Source organism: Bacillus sp. FSL K6-0972, assembly GCF_037976035.1.
Lineage (GTDB): Bacteria > Bacillota > Bacilli > Bacillales > Bacillaceae > Bacillus > Bacillus haynesii.
The window spans coordinates 3,672,302-3,690,130 of sequence record NZ_CP150260.1; the positions used below are offsets into that span (position 1 = coordinate 3,672,302).

Annotated in this window: 15 protein-coding genes and 1 other annotated feature; of the genes, 2 read left to right on the forward strand and 13 right to left on the reverse strand. The window is 47.8% G+C overall.

Going from position 1 to position 17,829, the window contains the following annotated elements:
- Position 1: 1 nt before the first annotated feature.
- From gpmI to MKX80_RS18820, 7 genes are all read right to left on the reverse strand, one after another.
- Positions 2 to 1,537, reverse strand: coding sequence for a 2,3-bisphosphoglycerate-independent phosphoglycerate mutase (gene gpmI / locus MKX80_RS18790; protein WP_154996998.1), 1,536 nt, complete (start codon positions 1,535 to 1,537; stop codon positions 2 to 4).
- A complete protein-coding gene (gene tpiA, locus MKX80_RS18795; protein WP_003185464.1) occupies positions 1,530 to 2,291 on the reverse strand; it encodes a triose-phosphate isomerase in 762 nt (253 codons plus the stop codon). Before tpiA ends, gpmI begins: the two co-directional genes overlap by 8 nt.
- A gap of 30 nt (positions 2,292 to 2,321) precedes the next feature.
- Positions 2,322 to 3,506 (reverse strand): phosphoglycerate kinase, encoded by a 1,185-nt coding sequence (locus MKX80_RS18800; protein WP_234112304.1) that lies wholly within the window; start codon positions 3,504 to 3,506, stop codon positions 2,322 to 2,324.
- A 175-nt stretch (positions 3,507 to 3,681) separates the two neighbouring features.
- On the reverse strand, positions 3,682 to 4,689 hold the full coding sequence (gap, locus tag MKX80_RS18805; protein WP_154997005.1) for a type I glyceraldehyde-3-phosphate dehydrogenase: 1,008 nt from the start codon (positions 4,687 to 4,689) through the stop codon (positions 3,682 to 3,684).
- 33 nt (positions 4,690 to 4,722) lie between these two features.
- Positions 4,723 to 5,763: a sugar-binding transcriptional regulator gene (locus MKX80_RS18810; protein WP_043925534.1), complete on the reverse strand. Its 1,041-nt coding sequence runs from the start codon at positions 5,761 to 5,763 to the stop codon at positions 4,723 to 4,725.
- 435 nt (positions 5,764 to 6,198) lie between these two features.
- Positions 6,199 to 7,206 (reverse strand): LLM class flavin-dependent oxidoreductase, encoded by a 1,008-nt coding sequence (locus tag MKX80_RS18815; protein WP_234112305.1) that lies wholly within the window; start codon positions 7,204 to 7,206, stop codon positions 6,199 to 6,201.
- Positions 7,207 to 7,563: 357 nt separating this feature from the next.
- Positions 7,564 to 8,916 (reverse strand): amino acid permease, encoded by a 1,353-nt coding sequence (locus tag MKX80_RS18820; protein WP_234112306.1) that lies wholly within the window; start codon positions 8,914 to 8,916, stop codon positions 7,564 to 7,566.
- 61 nt (positions 8,917 to 8,977) lie between these two features.
- Positions 8,978 to 9,234 (reverse strand) — a binding site (T-box leader).
- 315 nt (positions 9,235 to 9,549) lie between these two features.
- Here MKX80_RS18820 and MKX80_RS18825 point away from each other — a divergent pair.
- Positions 9,550 to 10,023: a hypothetical protein gene (locus MKX80_RS18825; protein ID WP_154997011.1), complete on the forward strand. Its 474-nt coding sequence runs from the start codon at positions 9,550 to 9,552 to the stop codon at positions 10,021 to 10,023.
- A 172-nt stretch (positions 10,024 to 10,195) separates the two neighbouring features.
- On the opposite strand, the gene MKX80_RS18830 is transcribed toward MKX80_RS18825, so the two are convergent.
- The 6 genes from MKX80_RS18830 to MKX80_RS18855 all read right to left on the reverse strand — a co-directional run bounded on the left by MKX80_RS18830 (position 10,196) and on the right by MKX80_RS18855 (position 15,928).
- Positions 10,196 to 11,122, reverse strand: a complete 927-nt coding sequence (locus tag MKX80_RS18830; protein ID WP_154997013.1) for an ABC transporter ATP-binding protein — start codon at positions 11,120 to 11,122, stop codon at positions 10,196 to 10,198.
- The gene (locus tag MKX80_RS18835; protein ID WP_154997015.1) at positions 11,122 to 11,811 is read right to left on the reverse strand and encodes an ABC transporter permease subunit; all 690 of its coding nucleotides are present in this window, start codon (positions 11,809 to 11,811) and stop codon (positions 11,122 to 11,124) included. The genes MKX80_RS18830 and MKX80_RS18835 overlap by 1 nt, the downstream gene beginning before the upstream one ends.
- Before the next feature lie 334 nt (positions 11,812 to 12,145).
- A complete protein-coding gene (locus tag MKX80_RS18840; protein ID WP_182070030.1) occupies positions 12,146 to 12,868 on the reverse strand; it encodes a lactate utilization protein C in 723 nt (240 codons plus the stop codon).
- Complete coding sequence (locus MKX80_RS18845; protein WP_182070029.1) at positions 12,865 to 14,298, reverse strand: LutB/LldF family L-lactate oxidation iron-sulfur protein; 1,434 nt, start codon at positions 14,296 to 14,298, stop codon at positions 12,865 to 12,867. Before MKX80_RS18845 ends, MKX80_RS18840 begins: the two co-directional genes overlap by 4 nt.
- A gap of 42 nt (positions 14,299 to 14,340) precedes the next feature.
- Complete coding sequence (locus tag MKX80_RS18850) at positions 14,341 to 15,057, reverse strand: (Fe-S)-binding protein (protein WP_020453014.1); 717 nt, start codon at positions 15,055 to 15,057, stop codon at positions 14,341 to 14,343.
- A 130-nt stretch (positions 15,058 to 15,187) separates the two neighbouring features.
- The gene (locus tag MKX80_RS18855) at positions 15,188 to 15,928 is read right to left on the reverse strand and encodes a FadR/GntR family transcriptional regulator (RefSeq protein WP_326166717.1); all 741 of its coding nucleotides are present in this window, start codon (positions 15,926 to 15,928) and stop codon (positions 15,188 to 15,190) included.
- 208 nt (positions 15,929 to 16,136) lie between these two features.
- Here MKX80_RS18855 and lutP point away from each other — a divergent pair, with 208 nt between their 5' ends.
- Entirely contained in the window at positions 16,137 to 17,828 is a 1,692-nt protein-coding gene (gene lutP, locus MKX80_RS18860) for an L-lactate permease LutP (RefSeq protein ID WP_154997021.1), read from the forward strand.
- The last annotated feature ends 1 nt before the right edge of the window (position 17,829 follow it).

Consider the following 17,829-nt stretch of genomic DNA (forward strand, 5'->3'; position numbering starts at 1 on the left):
CTTATTTTTGAATTAATGACGATCCTGTCATTTCTTTCGGTTTTTCAACATCCAGCAAGTCTAAAAGAGTTGGCGCCAGATCCCCGAGGATTCCGCCTTCTCTTAATGTCACGCCTTCTTTTGTGACGATGACAGGAACCGGGTTTGTCGTATGTGCGGTGTGCGGCTTGCCTTCTTCGGTAATCAGCACGTCTGCGTTACCGTGGTCGGCCGTAATAATCGCGTGGCCGCCTTTTGCAAGAATCGCATCAACGACTTCGCCGAGGCACTCGTCAACCGCTTCGATTGCTTTGACCGTCGGCTCGACTTTTCCTGAATGTCCGACCATGTCAGGGTTGGCAAAGTTGAGGATGATCGCGTTATGATTTTCAGCCTCAATTTCTTTGACAAGCGCATCTTTTACTTCATATGCGCTCATTTCAGGTTTCAAGTCATATGTTGCAACTTTAGGCGAGTCGATTAAGATTCGCTCTTCGCCCGGGAATTTCTCTTCGCGTCCGCCGCTCATAAAGAATGTAACGTGCGGATACTTTTCAGTTTCAGCGATGCGAAGCTGCTTCAGCCCGTTTTGGGATAAAACTTCGCCGACAGTGTTGTCGAGATTGACCGGTTTGAATGCCACATATCCGTCAACCGTTTCACTGAAATGTGTCAAGCAAACGAAATGAAGGTTTTTCGGATGCTTGTCTCCGCGGTCGAAGTCGCGGAAGTCGTCATTGGTGAACGTGTTGGAAATCTGGATCGCCCGGTCAGGTCTGAAGTTGTAGAAAATGACCGCATCGTTGTCCTTGATTGTCGCAACAGGCTCGCCGTTTTCTTTCGTGATGACTGACGGAATGACGAATTCATCGTAAATTCCGTTTTCATAAGAATCTTTCACGACATCGAGCGGATTTTGATATTTCGGTCCTTCTCCGTATGCCATGGCACGGTACGCTTTTTCGACGCGGTCCCAGCGCTTGTCTCGGTCCATTGAATAGTAGCGGCCTGACAATGTTGCGATCTCGCCGACGCCGATTTCTTCGATTTGCTCCTGAAGCTCTTTGATGTACTTCTCGGCTGTTTGCGGGCCTACATCGCGGCCGTCAAGGAAGCCGTGAATATAGACGTTTTCAACGCCTTCTTTTTTCGCAAGCTTCAAGAGTGCGTACAAATGGTGAATGTGGCTGTGAACTCCGCCGTCAGACAGCAGTCCGAACAAGTGGAGGTTTGTGCCTTTTTCTTTGGCGTGCTTCATCGCGGCAAGGAATGTTTCGTTCTGTTCGAATTCTCCCTCGCGGATCGCAACGTTCACGCGCGTCAGACTTTGGTAAACGATCCGGCCTGCGCCGATATTCAGATGGCCGACTTCCGAGTTGCCCATCTGGCCGTCTGGAAGACCTACCGCTTCTCCTGAAGCTGTCAGCGTCTGGTGCGGATACTTGTTCCAATAGCGGTCAAAGTTCGGTTTTTTCGCTTGGGCTACGGCGTTTCCGACGGTTTCGTCCCTTAGTCCAAACCCATCTAAAATGATGAGCGCGGCTAACTTGTTACTCATATTGACCTGCCTCCAGTAATTGCACGAAAGACTGCGGCTCTAGGCTTGCTCCGCCAACAAGAGCGCCGTCGATATCGGATTCGGCCATATATTCTTTAATGTTCGCAGGTTTTACGCTTCCGCCGTACTGAATGCGGACGCTGTCTGCTGCAGTTTGTCCGAATTCTGATGCAACGGTTTTGCGGATGTGCGCGCATACTTCGTTTGCATCTTGTGCAGTTGAAGACTTGCCGGTTCCAATCGCCCAGATCGGCTCATAAGCGATCACGGAAGCAGCTACCTGTTCAGTTGTTAAGCCTGCAAGTGCTTTTTTCACTTGGTCTGCAACAAGCTCGTTTGTTTTGTTTGCTTCGCGCTCTTCAAGCGTTTCACCTACGCAGATGATCGGCACGATGCCGTATTTGAATGCAGCATGCGCTTTTTTGTTGACCGTTTCATCCGTTTCAGCAAACATTTCGCGGCGCTCGGAGTGGCCGATGACGCAGTATTCAACTCCAAGGTCTTTCAAAGCCGCAGGGCTGATTTCACCCGTGAAAGCACCGCTTTCTTCAAAGTGCATGTTTTGCGCGCCGACTTTCAGATCTGTGCCTTTTACAGCTGATGTAAGCTTTTCAAGGAACAGTGCAGGCGCACAGACAACAGCTTCTGCTTTATCTGCTGCGGGAATGGAAGATTTCACTTCTTCAACGAAGCTGACAGCTTCTGAAAGCACTTTATTCATCTTCCAGTTACCGGCTATAATTGGTTTTCTCATGTGCTCCACTCCTTATGCTGTATATTTTGCTTACTTGTCGTTCAATGCTTTGACGCCAGGAAGTTCTTTTCCTTCCATAAACTCAAGGGAAGCTCCGCCGCCTGTTGAAATGTGGCTCATTTTGTCAGCCAGGCCGAACTTTTCTACAGCAGCTGCAGAGTCTCCGCCGCCGATGACAGAGTATGTATCTTTTGCCTCTGCTAAAGCTTCAGCGACAGCTCTTGTTCCTTTAGCGAACGCGTCGATTTCGAATACACCCATCGGTCCGTTCCAAACGACAAGCTTGCTGTTTTTGATGACGTCAGCATATGTTTTTCTTGTTTCTTCGCCGATGTCAAGCGCTTCCCAGTCGCTAGGGATTTCGCTGACCGGCACGATTTTCGTGTTGGCGTCGTTTGAGAAATCGTCAGCAACAAGCACGTCAGTAGGCATGTAGAAGTTCACGCCTTTTTCTTTGGCGCGGTCCATGAAAGATTTAGCCAATTCAATTTTATCTTCTTCAAGCAGGGATTTTCCTACTTCATGGCCCAGCGCTTTGACGAACGTGTAAGCAAGACCGCCGCCGATGATCAGGTTGTCTACTTTCTCAAGAAGACTTTCAATCACGCCGATTTTGTCTTTTACTTTTGCGCCGCCGATGATCGCTGTAAACGGACGCTCAGGGTTGGACAGTGCTTTGCCCAGCACTTCAAGCTCTTTTTCCATGAGGAAGCCTGCAACAGCCGGAAGATGTTCAGCGATACCTGCTGTTGAAGCATGGGCGCGGTGAGCCGCTCCGAATGCGTCATTGACATAAACGTCAGCCAGGGCGGCAAACGCTTTAGACAGCTCAGGATCATTCTTTTCTTCTCCCGGATAGAAGCGGACATTTTCCAATACGAGAATATCTCCGTCTTTCATTTCGGAAATTTGCGCTTTGACGGCGTCGCCGTAAGCTTCATCCGCTTTTTTCACTTCTTTGCCGATTAGTTCGCCGAGGCGTGCGGCTACCGGCGTTAAGCGAAGCTCTTCTGAAACCTGGCCTTTCGGACGGCCCAAATGGCTTGCAAGAAGAACTTTCGCTCCCTGCTCTGTTAAGTATTGAATCGTCGGAAGTGCGGCGCGGATTCTCGTATCATCCGTCACTTTTCCGTCCTTCATCGGAACGTTAAAGTCAACACGGCAGAAAACAACGCGGCCTTTTACATCAATGTCTTTTACTGATTTTTTGTTCATGGCTTTTAGGAGATCCTCCTTTTAATGTTTTACAAGCCTGAAAACGGAAATCCCCGGGGCGGCTTAAAAGGCGCCGATATGGAAAAAGGGAAAGGGAGTGTGTGTCCCCTTCCCTTGTCCGCTTTCATTATAGCGCTTCTCTCATCAAGAACCAAGTCTGATTCTGGTTTCCGGATTAAAGACCTTGTTTTGCGATGTAAGCGGCAAGGTCAACAACACGGTGAGAATATCCGCTTTCGTTGTCATACCAAGAAATAACTTTAACCATGCTGCCTTCCATAACCATTGTAGAAAGAGCATCGATTGTAGAAGAGTTTGCATTGCCGTTGTAGTCTTTAGATACAAGCGGCTCTTCGCTGTAGCCAAGAACGCCTTGAAGTTCGCCTTCTGCTGCTTCTTTAAACGCTGCGTTTACTTCTTCTGCTGTTACTTCTTTGTCAAGTTCAGCAACCAGGTCAACAAGTGATACGTTTGGTGTTGGAACACGCATTGCTCCGCCGTTCAGTTTTCCTTTCAGTTCAGGAAGTACAAGAGAAACGGCTTTCGCTGCACCAGTTGTTGTAGGAATGATGCTTTCAGCTGCCGCACGCGCACGACGATAGTCTTTGTGCGGAAGATCCAGAATTTGCTGATCGTTTGTGTATGAGTGAACAGTTGTCATCATACCGCGTTTGATGCCGAATTTGTCGTTAAGAACTTTTGCAAACGGCGCAAGGCAGTTTGTTGTGCAAGATGCGTTAGAGATAACATGGTGGTTAGCCGCATCGTATTTATCTTCGTTAACACCCATAACGATTGTAATATCTTCTTCACTCGCAGGAGCTGAGATGATAACTTTTTTCGCACCGGCTTCTAAATGTTTCGCCGCATCTGCGCGTTTTGTGAAGAAACCAGTTGATTCAACAACGATTTCAACACCTTGCTCTCCCCAGCTTAGTTTAGAAGGATCGCGCTCTGCTGTAACTTGGATTGTTTGACCGTTAACAACAAGGTTGTTTCCGTCAACAGAAACCTCTGCGTCCAATTTTCCGTGTACTGAATCATATTGTAATAGGTGAGCAAGCATGTTAGCGTCTGTCAAATCGTTAACTGCCACAACCTCAACTTCAGGATTATTTAATGCTGCGCGGAATACATTGCGTCCAATACGACCAAAACCATTAATACCGACTTTTACTGCCATGATGATTTCCTCCTTTAAGTAAATAAGAGATATTTAATTTATATTGAGGGAAGAAGCTTCCCTTAATAACTGTTTCGCGGCTCCTTCATCAGTGATCAAAACCGTGTTGCGCGGCTTTTTGAAGTACGCCTCTATGGCGTCCGCTTTTGACGAGCCTCCCGCCACCGCAATGATGTTCGGGATCGAATCGAGATCTTCGAGCTGAATGCCTACGCTGTGCACTTTGTGAATGACTTCCCCGTGGCGGTCGAAATAGTAGCCGAACGCTTCTGCAACGGCCTCATTTTCTTCTATTTTCTTCAAATCTTCCTTTGGTGTATTTCTTCGTTCTGCCATTGTTTTAGCATCCCCGATTCCATGGATCACCATACTGGACGATTGAATCGTCTGGAGCACTTCTTTAATAGAAGGTTCCTCAATGATAGAAGAATATGCTTCTTTGCTCAGCTGACCCGGCACAAATAACAGTCTGTATGTACCGGAAGCTTTCTCGGCCATATGGGCGCAAATCGTATTGGCCTGATTCCTGACATTTTCGCCGAGCCCGCCTCTTGCCGGAACAAAAAGCAGCTTGCGGTTTTTCGAGTCAGGCGTCATCATTTCTGCCACGGCCTCAAGTGTCGTACCTCCGGTTACGGCGACGATATTTTCCCCCGTAAACCTGTTTTTCATGCATGCGACGGCCGCTCTCCCCATCTCTTTTTTGACCCATGGGGACTGGTCGCTGTCTCCCGATACAATGATGACTTCGTCGAGGTTCAACCTCTCTTTTAATGTATTTTCCAAATGGGTTAAACCTAAAACGTCCTTCATCGTATCTTCGAGAACTTTCAGCAGGTTGGATCCTTCAAGTGTCAATATCATGCCGGTTGTTTTAATCTCTAGTAGATTTTGTTCTTTTAAAAACTGAACCTCCGCCCTTAAAATCCGCTCGCTGATGCCGAGGCTGGCGGCAAGGCTTCTTCTGCCGATCGGTTCAGTCAGCCTTATGTACTGCAAAATTTTATACCTTTTCTGCATGACATCGAGAAGATCCGGCAATAATTTTTTTTGAGCCTGTATTAGTTGATTCATGACAAAACGTTCCTTTCATCTCGTCCTGGACAAATAATGTCCCGCAGTGACTGAAAACGTCCCACCTCAGCCAAAAAAAATTGCTCCTGCTTACATTCATTATTGTAACAGGGTTAAATTGTTTATTCAACTGTTAAGAATCAATTCATCGACAACATTCGCGCGAATGTTCACACTTCTGTTTGAATTATTGTCCCTGCTGATTTCTATATTATACATATTTCATAAAAACGTGCCTCAATGAAAAAAAAGCCCTTTTCAAAAAAGGCCTTTGATTTTAAAGCGCTTTTATTTCGTTCAAAACTGTTCGATTTCTTCCAGGCATTTTTTTGGATTATATTGTGTGTAGTTTCAAAAATAAATATATTGCTAAAATAAGTATTCACCAATAAAAAAAGCAACGGGCGGTTTTTCCGTTCCGTTGCTTTTTTGCGTTTATCCGTTTTTCCATACATCTGCAATGATTTCGAACGAGCGAAGTCTGTCAGCATGGTCAAATGTTTCTGAATTGATCATGATCTCGTCCGCCTGAGTCGTCCGAATGAATTCTTCGAGCTTTTCTTTCACACTGTCCGGCCCGCCGATGATCGTTGAGCTGAGCTGCTCATTCACCATCGCTTTTTCACGCGGCGTCCAAATCTGATCCATGTCATCTACAGGCGGCTTTAGCTGTGTCGGGGCGCCGCGGACAAGGTCCAAAAACTTCTGATAGTGCGACGTGGCAAGGCGCTGCGCTTTCGCGTCCGTATCGGCTGCGACCACGGTAACCCCGACCATCGCATAAGGCTCCTTCAAGACGCCGGGCTTAAACGAACTCCGGTAAAGCTCCAAGGCAGGCAGCGTATTGGCCGGCGAAAAATGAGCCGCAAATGCAAACGGCAAACCGAGTTCCCCGGCAAGCCTGGCGCTGAATCCGCTTGAACCGAGAAGCCAAATCGGCACATCAAGCCCTTCACCCGGTATGGCGCGCACGTGATTCCTTACATTGCCGGACGGCTTAAAATACTGCCGGAGTTCTTCAAGCTGCTCGGGAAAATCCTCCCCGCTGCTTATGTTTCTTCTTAATGCGCGGGCGGTTAATTGATCCGTCCCCGGAGCGCGCCCCAGTCCTAAGTCGATTCTGCCGGGATAAAGGGATTCAAGCGTTCCGAACTGTTCGGCGATGACGAGCGGAGAATGGTTCGGCAGCATAATCCCTCCCGAACCGATGCGCATCTTCTTAGTGCCCCCGGCGATATAGCCGATCAAAACAGAGGTGGCCGAGCTTGCCACGCCTTCGATATTATGGTGCTCAGCCAGCCAGAACCTGTGGTATCCCCATTTTTCGGCATGCTGCGCCAAATCCATAGATTGTTTAAAAGATTGTCCCGCATTTCCGCCTTGTACGATAGGAGACAGATTTAATACGGAATACTTCGTATTTTTGAAATGCTGTTCTGACATTGTCTTTCCTTCTTCCTGAAGTGTAGTGGTCATGTAATTAGACGATAACATAATCGTTCCGGTGAATGAAAGAAATTAGTTCGAAAAAAATCGAACTAATGTATAAAAAGCTTGCCTCCCTGCGGAGGCAAGCCCAGATTGTTGACAAAATCCCAAAACGGCTTTTTGTTTTGGGATTTTATCATCCCTTCAGCGTGATTGAAAACCCTTGCAGTCTAGGAAGGCTGAGCATCGGAGCGGAGCGAATGTTGGAATTCGTGAGCACCGACGCGCAGGCCTGACAACGAATGCGAGGGTTTGTCGACACGCTGAGCTTGCCTCCCTGCGGAGGCAAGCCTTTTTTTAAGAAGCGGCCGTTTAGCTGGCTGTCTGGTTCCTTCCTTTAAAGAAATAAACAGCGCTAATGAGCAAATAGATCCCCGCCGTCACCAATGTAATGACAATCGACGTGGTCAGGATGACACCGATCAGTATCGCTGTCAGCGAAATGATTGCCACCCAAGTCGTATAAGGGAACCATTTAACATAGTAGCCGTTCCCCGCTGTTTGATTCCGTTTCCTCGATTTCAAATGGGCGGCTGCAATCAGCATCCAGATCACAAGGACGGTATAGCCGAGAGACCCCATCAAATATTCAAACGTTTGGCTGCCGGCAAACAGTGAAAATAATACGCCCAAGTACAAGAAAGAAGTACATAAAAGAATCGAATAAACCGGCACCTTTCTCACGGAAAGCCTCGAAAAGATTTTCGGCATTCTTCCGTCTGACGCCTGTGTATACAAAATTCGGGAGGCGCCGTAAAGCCCTGAGTTCATAGAAGAAATGACCGCCAGTAAAATGACCGCATTCATCAAATGATCCGCTCCGGGAATGCCGATCATCTTAAAGACCATGACAAAAGGACTCTCCGACACTCCGTTGACTTGATTCCATGGAATCAAGCTGACGATCACGAAAAACGGCAGAAGATAAAAAGCAATAATGCGCGTTAACGTTCCACGCACGGCTTTAGGCACGACCTTCTCAGGATTTTTAGTTTCCGCCAGGGTCACCCCGATAATTTCGGTTCCGCCGTAGGAATAGATCACAACAAGCATGGCTGTAATCAGCCCTCCGGCGCCATTCGGGAAGAAGCCGCCATGGTCTGTCAAATGAGTAAAACCAACAGCTGAATGTTGTCCAAAAGAGAAAAATAACAAGATAAATCCGGATATAATAAAGACGACAATCACTGTGATTTTAAGTAGAGCAAGCCAGTATTCCGTCTCGGCAAAGCTTTTGACAGAAAGTAAATTCACGCTCGTAATGACGAGTGAAACGAACAGCGCCAGCACCCAGATCGGCAGCCCCGGCAGCCAATACTGCAAAAATATCGCGGCGACAACAGCCTCTGCCGCAATATTGAGAACCCACATTTTCCAGTATATCCAGTCTAAAAAATAAGCGGCATACGGCCCTAATATTGATTGAACCAGGTCCCTGAATGTTCTGGCTTCACTGTTTCGGACAGCCATCTCAGCGAGCCCTTGCATAATAAACAGCAAAATTACGCCGCCGATCAAGTAAGCGATCATGACCGAAGGGCCCGCCAAATCGATCGCTTTGCTGCTTCCTTTAAATAACCCTGCTCCAATTGCTCCTCCCAATGCCATCATCATAATGTGCCGCGATGTCATCGTGCGCTCGAGCTTCTGCATGTCTTTCTCCATCTATGTTCACTTCCTCTATTAAAATAAAAAAAGCTCACCGTCTCCCTCTTCGATTTGAAGATAAAGAGACGATGAGCTTTGAAGCTTACCGCGGTACCACTCTTTTTGATTCTATGCCAAGAATCCAGCTTTCCGAAGCACAGCCATGCTGTGCAAACCTGTTAACGAAGGTTAATCGTAATGTCCTCAGGAATTGATGTCCATCCTTTAGCCAGTCCACTCCCGGGCGAGTTCAAAGGTTCATTGGTCTGCGTCGCACCTACCCGCAGCTCTCTTTGCCAATGTCGATCTTTTACTGCTCCCGTTCCTTGTGTTTTCTTCTGCCTGAAATATATTCATATAATATACGTGCCGATCTTGACTTTGTCAACATCAAATCCAATGCCAAAAAATAAAAATTAAAATTTTTCTCATTTTTCAAGGGAAATTGCCTTTTCTATTGGATAATGCAAGGGAATATATGCACAACTTTCATGATGATGGAGCATTCTCCAAAAGAGGAAAAATGTAAAAATCGGCGGATATCCCCCGAAAAAAATAGTTAAATTGAAATACTATTCAAACTTTACAAAATATTTTAACGATGATAGAGTGTGAACCGAATCATAACATCAGCTAAAGGAGGAAGAGAACATGAAAAAACTTTCGTTTATGATGATCTTGTCCGTATTGACGCTCGTCTTTGGTTCATCGTCCGTAAGCTTTGCGAAAGACATTCCTGAAGACAGGTATACAACACCTACAGATGCTGAATTTAGCCAGATGAAAGAGATTTTAAACGACGCTGATATCGAAACCGGCAATTTGCAGAAGGATTACGGTGTGATTGCCAATGATCCTGCTGAAAAAATCGGCGTCATATCAGACATTCCTGCCGAAAAAGATGACTGGAGCCATGTCAGCTTCCATTCCTACTATGTCGACCTCAACAGCAACACTCTTATCGCTGATGTTCAATTTGAATTCACACAAAACGATGACGGTACATCGGAAACCGAGTACAAAAACGTAACAAACGGAGGCAGGTATTTCGTCAAGATGGACCAAGACGGAAATGTCATTGATGAAGAAACGACCGGCGACATGTCGATTTTGTGGAAATACTAGAAACCGAGCGCCTCTTATGAAAAACGCCTTTATTCAAAGGCGTTTTTTTGTTTTCATAAATGGATCTATCCACCGACGCCATTCGCGTCAGCAAGATTAAAGGCATGATGCCGGAAACAATCCCAAACTCATGCCAATCAAAGTCTTTCTGAAATAATATTTTGCCATGGTGTCAAGAAACAACGCGTTCCTCTGAGCTGTCCATAAAGATGTCTTCAAGCGACGGTTCATCGACGTGGATTCTGTAGATTCCCACCTTGCAGTTCGTTAATACTCTGACAATGGCGGGAATTTTTTCTTCCGAATTGACGTTAATCGAAATCTCATGATGCTTAAATTGAACGTTTTCACCAGCTGACTCAAGAAAACTGTCGATCAGGCCGAAATGCTGCTCGGGAATATTCGAATGGCGGATGTGAACGCTTATGTTCGACATGAAATGCCTTCTTAATTCATCGAGCGTGCCTTCCATTAAAATGCGGCCGTTTTTCATAATCGCGATTCGGGTACAGATTTTCTCGATTTCATGCAGGTTGTGCGACGTCATAAATACCGTCTTACCTTCTTTTTGCAAATCTATGATCAGCTTTTGAATGTGCAGGGCCGATTCGGCATCAACACCTGATGTCGGTTCATCCAAAAAGATGAGTTCGGGATCATGGATGATCGCCTGGGCGATGCCGAGCTTTTTTTTCATACCGAATGAATACGCGCCCGCTTTTTTTTCAGTATGCTCAGTGAACCCTACTCTCTCTAAGACTTCTTCGCACCGCTCAGTCGATACGGCTTGTCCGTTCAGCTTTGCAAAATACTTCAAATGCCCGACCGCTGTCATTGAATCATAGAGGGTCAAATAATCGGGTAAAACGCCGATGCGATGCTTGACGTTTTCAATCGAACCTTCATTTAACAGCAGAAAACTGCCGGCTGTCGGCTGAATAATGCCTGTGATCATATTCATGAACGTAGATTTCCCCGCACCGTTGCGGCCGAGGAATCCGTAAATCTCTCCTTTTTCAACTTGAAGGTCGACATGGTTGACGACGGTTTTAGCGCCGTAGCTTTTCATCAGCCCTTTTGCCTCGATCACCACATTCATTATAAATCTCTCCTTTTAAACAAAACGATCGCACCGCACAGAACGATGGCGGCGTAGACAAAGTTGATGAAAATAAAAGAACCGCCCAGTACGGAGTAATAGTACGGCGTTAAATATTTAAACCAGGTGATCATGCCGTTCTCTGAATAAACAGCCCATAAACTGACCGCGGGAAAAACGAGGGCAAACACGATTCCGAAAAACATGGACATGGCGGGCCTTGAAATCACAATCGAAAATAAAAGGTTCAAAGAGATTGCAGCTGTAAGAAAAGCCACGCTGTCTGCATAACTCATCCATAAAAATTCTTTTGAAGCGATCATCACCAAGGTGTACGAAACGAGCATGCAGAAAAACCAAAACAGCCAGACGCCAAAAAACTTTCCCAGAATGATCTTGATCCGCGACGTTTTCGTCACGAGAAATCTGACCGTCCGGGTATGGACTTCGCGGTTGATCATGTCATGGGAAAGCCCCGAGATAAACAGGAAACCGAGAGCAAAGACGATAACGGCCGTTCCGATTGCGTTTGCATCACTACCTAAATCCAATTCGCGCACGAAGTCCGCAGGCGCCTGTTCAATCAATCCCGCAGTCTTATAGCTCACCCAAAACATAATAATAATGACAATAATCGACTTGACGCTTTTAAAAAGACTGATAAATTCGTTCAGACACACTGCCCGCATACGAGTCACTCCTTCACTATTCTCCATTATAGTGAGTGAACATTATCGGGAAATAATCTTATCCTTAACATTACCTTAAATTTTTAATAGACTCTTTCTTTCAGGGTGTTTCCGAGAATGATAAATGAGATGCAAGCGGCTGGAACCAGCAACAGAAATGGGATATGCAGAGCCGGCAATCCGATAAAAATGGCATTTCAATATAACGAGCTACAGCTATTTTATGACCGGCAAAAAAAGTGGAGCGATGCGTTAAAACAGTATGCACCAGAATTGTCATATCGCAAAATAAAAAAGATTAGCTCATGAGGCTAATCTTTTTGTTATCGTTTAGTTACCGGTCCGCCACGACAATATATGCCGCTTTTACCGGGCCGTGGACGCCGACTACAAGGTCCATTTCGATGTCGGCTGAATTGCTCGGTCCAGTGACATAGTTGATGCAGGACGGGATGACGTCGCCGTCTGCAACCTTTTGTTTGATGATTGCGCTTGCCTGTGTCATCCGTGGGACGATGGTGCTTTTCGGCACGATCGCGATATATGTCGTCGGCAGCAAGCTGACGGAACGCCCTTTGTCTTTTGAACTGAAGAGGACGACCGTTCCGGATTCAGCAAGCGTGATCTCACTGAATGTCACGCCGATGTTAGCCTGTTCGGCCCGCTGGATATTTTCATCTCCGGCCTCTGCATTCCATTCCCACACTTTTGTCCCCTCATTCGGCCACTTGTCTGTTAACAGGCCTGACAGTCCGTACTCTTTAAAACGGTCATCTTTCGGAATGATGACAGGCCCGCCTCCAAATCGCGATGCCTGTTCATACAAGGCATCATGCAAGCCGATGACATCTGTTTCAATCAGCTCCGTATGAATTTTCCGGCAGTGGTCTTTTAAGACGCCGACAAGCTCATCCTGTGTATAGCCTTGATATACCCGGTGCTGCGGCTGGTAGGTATAATCGGGAACGGTGACGCCTGCCGAGCGCCTGTTGCGGCCGAGCCTTTCCGCAATCCGGTTTAAAAAGCCGTCTTTGTTTTGGATTGTTCCGTTTTTCATCTGTCTTCCCCCTTCTCTTTCCGTCTGTCTTCAAACCAGTCGCGGAACCTTGACTTGTTCGGTGCGGGGAAGTCGCGAATCTGGGTCCACTGTTTTAAAGGACCCGGTCCCTTCGTTATTTTGCCGTCTTCTTTAAACGGCTTCATGGCTGCCGGCGCCCATTTGGAGCCCATTTTATAAAGGGATGGCGCAGAAGTTCCCAAGCCGAACGCTTTCATCGCCAGCTTTTCGGATATCGGCGCGCGCCCTTCTTTTTCAACGATGCGCTGCCTGTGCTTTAGAAGCAGCTCATGAAGCGGGATTTTCACCGGACATGCTTCAGAGCAAGCCGCACATAACGAAGAGGCGTACGGCAGTTCTTTATAATCGTCATATCCGCCGAGCAGCGGCGACAATACGGCCCCGATCGGACCTGAATAGATCGAACCGTAAGAATGCCCGCCGACATGACGGTAAACGGGGCAGACATTGATGCAGGCCGCACAGCGGATGCATTGAAGGACGGATTGAAACTCCGTTCCGAGAATGTTCGAACGCCCATTGTCAACGATGACGAGATGAAATTCTTCGGGTCCGTCCACTTCACCGGGCAGCCGCGGCCCTGTCAGCGCCGTGATATAGCTCGTCAGCCGCTGTCCGACCGCACTTCTCGTGAGCATGCCGACGAGAACCTCAAACTCGTCGAATGAGGGGACGATCCGCTCCATCCCCATCACGGTAATCTGCGTCTTCGGAATGGTCGTGACGAGACGCCCGTTTCCCTCGTTTGTGACAAGGCTGACAGATCCCGTATCGGCAATCGCAAAATTGCAGCCCGTAATGCCGATATCAGCCTCGAGAAATTTCTTTCTGAGCACGGCGCGCGCGTGCATGACAAGCTCTTCCGGCTTTTCGGTGTTGCGGTAGCCGATCCGCTCTTTGAAGACGTCGCGGATTTGCTCTTTGTTTTTATGCAAAGCAGGTGCGACGATATGAGACGGCGGATCGTGATCATCGATTTGAAGGATGTATTCACCCAAATCGGTTTCGACCACTTCGCAGCCGTCGCTTTCAAGTGCCTCGTTCATGTTGATTTCTTCGGTCACCATTGATTTTGATTTAACGATTTTTTTTCCGTTTTTCTTTTTTACGACGTCGCGGATGTAGCCTGTCGCTTCTTCAGCCGTCTGTGCAAAGAATACGTGCCCGCCTTTTTTGGCGACATTTTCGGCGAGCTGTTCAAGGTAGTAGTCCAGGTTTTCCAGCACGTGCTGCCTGATTTCTTCGGCCAGAGACCGCCATTCTTCCCAGTTCCCGAGCTCTTTTGCCGCCTCAAGACGGCGCGCTCTCAAGCGCTCCTGCGCACTTGAAACAGCCCCCCTCATAAACTCGTTATCGAGCCCGTCTGACACGCGCTCTTTAAATTTCTGCGTTCCGATCTTCATTGCCATAACGAATGTCCCCCTCTATCTGTGAAATGACCGGATGTCTGTTTATCTGCTGTTCAGCACTTCTGCGATATGCATGACTTCAATCGGCTTGTTCTTTCTCCCGATCCGCCCGCCGATATTCATCAAGCAGCCACAGTCCGCCCCGATTAACACATCTGCGGCTGTTTCTTCGACACACGCCACTTTCTCATCGACCATCTGTTCGGATATTTGCGACATCTTCACCGAAAAAGTCCCCCCGAATCCGCAGCAGTCATGCTTGCGCGGCAGCGGCGTGAACTCCAGTCCCTTCACATGCCGAAGCAGCTTCATCGGCGCGTCCGTGACGCCCAAAAGCCTTGTCATATGGCATGACGTATGATAAGTCGCTTTTTTCTCGAGTGTCGCCCCGACATCTTCAACCTTCAATACATTGACGATAAAATCGGTCAGCTCATACGTTTTGTCAGCCAGCCGCTGCGCTTTTTCCGCCCAGGCCGGCTCATCCCGGAAAAGGTGCGGGTACTCTTTGAACATAAAAGCGCACGATCCTGAAGGGCTGACGACGTATTCAGCTGATTCAAACGTCTCAATCATCCGTCTCATCGCTTTTTTGGAATCTTTGACATAGCCGCTGTTGTACGCAGGCTGGCCGCAGCAGATCTGCCCTTCGGGAAAATCCACTTCACATCCGAGCCGCTCCAGCAGTTCAACCGTCGCTTTTCCGACATTTGACTGAAACATGTCAACCAAACACGTGATAAACAGTGATACTTTCATCTTGATCCCCTCTCCAACCCGATAAATCAGGTCATCTGATGACTTGGTTAGAAAACCCTCTTTCTCCATCTTACACCTTGGTAAAATTTTTTGAAAGGGGTTTCTTTTTCGTTTTCACTCTTGCAGCTGCTTATATGGCCGGCTCGTCGGCCTGTTTCGTTTCTTCAAAATATGAGGCCAGCACAGTTTCCACATTTGTCAGATGATTGTGCATCGCTTGCTCTGCTTTTTGGCCGTCTTTTTCCTTCACAGCCTGATAGATGGCTTCGTGTTCTTCATAAAGGCGCTTAACGGTTGTGTTCTTCGAGAACAGCCAAATTTTGCGCGTCTCCCTCATCGTCTCAATTAAGAGCGATGACACATGATTCATCAAGCCTTTCAGCAGATCGTTTTGCGAGGCGCCGGCAAGCGCAAGGTGAAACGCGAGGTCGGCTTTTTCGCCAAGTTCGCCGTTCCCGTCCGCCAGCTTCATATCCTCAAGTGCTGCCTGCATGCGTCCGAGATCATCCTCCGTGCGTTTTTGAGCCGCACTGGAAACAGCCCCGATTTCAAGAATCTTACGGACTTCGAGCAGTTCAGCGACGTCTTTCTTTTTCATCAAAAGCGCTGCCGAAAGGGGGATGGAAATTTGCTCAGGCTCAAACCTTTTCACATACGTCCCTTCCCCCTGCTTCATCTCGACCATCCCCATCGCTTTTAACGCAGACAGCGCTTCCCTGACGGCCGAACGGCTGACCTGAAAGCTTTCGGCGAGCGCCTGGACGGAGTCAAGCTTGTCACCGGGCTCAAGCTCTCCGCTTTTAATCGATTCTAGAAGCGCTTCTGCGACTTCTTCGTATATTTTTTTCGTCTTGATTTGTTTGTATTTCAACTTTTTTCACCTCGTAACCAGACTGGGCATGATGCGCTATTTTTTATTATACCGTTCTTTCTGTCCGGAACATATAGCCTTCGGCTTCATGCAAAAAAAGATTGTAATTTATGACATTGAGAAATATAATGCTAAATGATCAGTCTTATCATCATGTCATCAGATGATTAGATGAGGCTTTTTTTGACGAACAAAGGGGGAATTGGAGATGGGATGGACGCAAGATTATACCCCATTGGGGAACAGTTTGCTGCTTTCTTCGCTTGCAGCGCTTATACCGATTTTGTATTTTTTCTGGGCTCTGGCAATCAAAAGAATGAAAGGGCATACAGCGGGTGTGACGACTTTGCTGATTGCGCTCGTGCTGGCCGTTTTCGTATATGGCATGCCCGCTCATCAGGCTGTAATGTCGGCTTCGCAAGGCGCGGTTTACGGCCTGCTTCCGATCGGCTGGATTATCGTGACTTCAGTTTTTTTGTACAAGCTTACAGTGAAGACCGGCCAATTTGAAATCATCAGGAGCTCGGTATTGTCGATTACAGATGACCGCCGTTTGCAAGCACTTTTGATAGCGTTTTCATTCGGGGCATTTTTGGAAGGAGCGGCAGGCTTCGGCGCCCCTGTCGCGATATCGGCTGCATTGCTTGTCGGCCTCGGCTTCAATCCGTTGTATGCGGCAGGCATATGCCTGATCGCCAACACGGCGCCTGTCGCTTTCGGGGCGATCGGCATCCCGATTATTGCGGTTGAAGGGCCGACGGGGATTCCTGCGATGGACATTTCAAAAATGGTCGGACGCCAGCTGCCGTTTTTATCTGTTTTTATCCCGTTTTATTTGATCATCATCATGAGCGGCTTCAAAAGGGCATGGGAAGTGCTGCCGGCGATTCTCGTGTCGGGTGTCTCTTTTGCCGTTACGCAGTATGTAAGCTCAAACTTCCTGGGACCTGAGCTCCCGGATATTTTGTCAGCCATCGTATCGCTTATCGCACTCGCTGTTTTCTTAAAATTTTGGAAACCGAAGACGACATTCAGATTTTCGCACGAAAAGGAAATGGCCGCTGCGGCGGAGGCTCATCAGCTTGAACATCAAAAGGCCTCATACTCGGCGGGACAGATTTTCAAGGCGTGGACACCGTTTTTATTGCTCACCGCAATGGTCTCCGTCTGGGGAATTCCAGCTGTCAAACAGGCGCTGACAGGCCATTATGAAGGTTCAAATCCATTGCTGCTGTTCATCAATGACATCGGCGGCAGGCTGACGTTTGCGCCCGGCGTGCCTTTTTTGCACAATCAAATTCTCGATGGCTCCGGAAAACCGCTTGAAGCACTTTATAAACTTGATCTCGCCGGATCGGCGGGAACGGCGATCCTGATTGCCGCCGTACTGACAAAGTTTGTCACAGGCATGCCTTGGAAGGAATGGGGTGCCGTGTTTACAGATTCGCTGAAAGAGCTCGGCAAGCCGATATTAACGATCGCTTCCGTTGTCGGTTTTGCCTATGTCACCAACTCTTCGGGCATGAGCACAACACTTGGCATGTCCCTTGCGATGACGGGTTCAATGTTCGCATTCTTTTCTCCCGTTCTCGGCTGGCTCGGCGTGTTTATAACCGGTTCAGATACGTCGGCCAATTTGCTGTTCGGCAGCCTGCAAAAAGTGACAGCACAGTCGGTCGGAATGGAGCCGGTGCTGTCTGTGGCGGCCAATTCTTCAGGCGGTGTCACAGGAAAAATGATCTCTCCGCAGTCGATTGCGGTCGCCTGCGCAGCCGTCGGACTGGCAGGAAAAGAATCCGACTTGCTTCGCTTTACACTAAAACACAGTCTGTTTCTTCTGTTCTTGGTTTGCTTGATCACTTTCCTGCAGCATCATCTGTTTTCGTGGATGATCCCGTAAA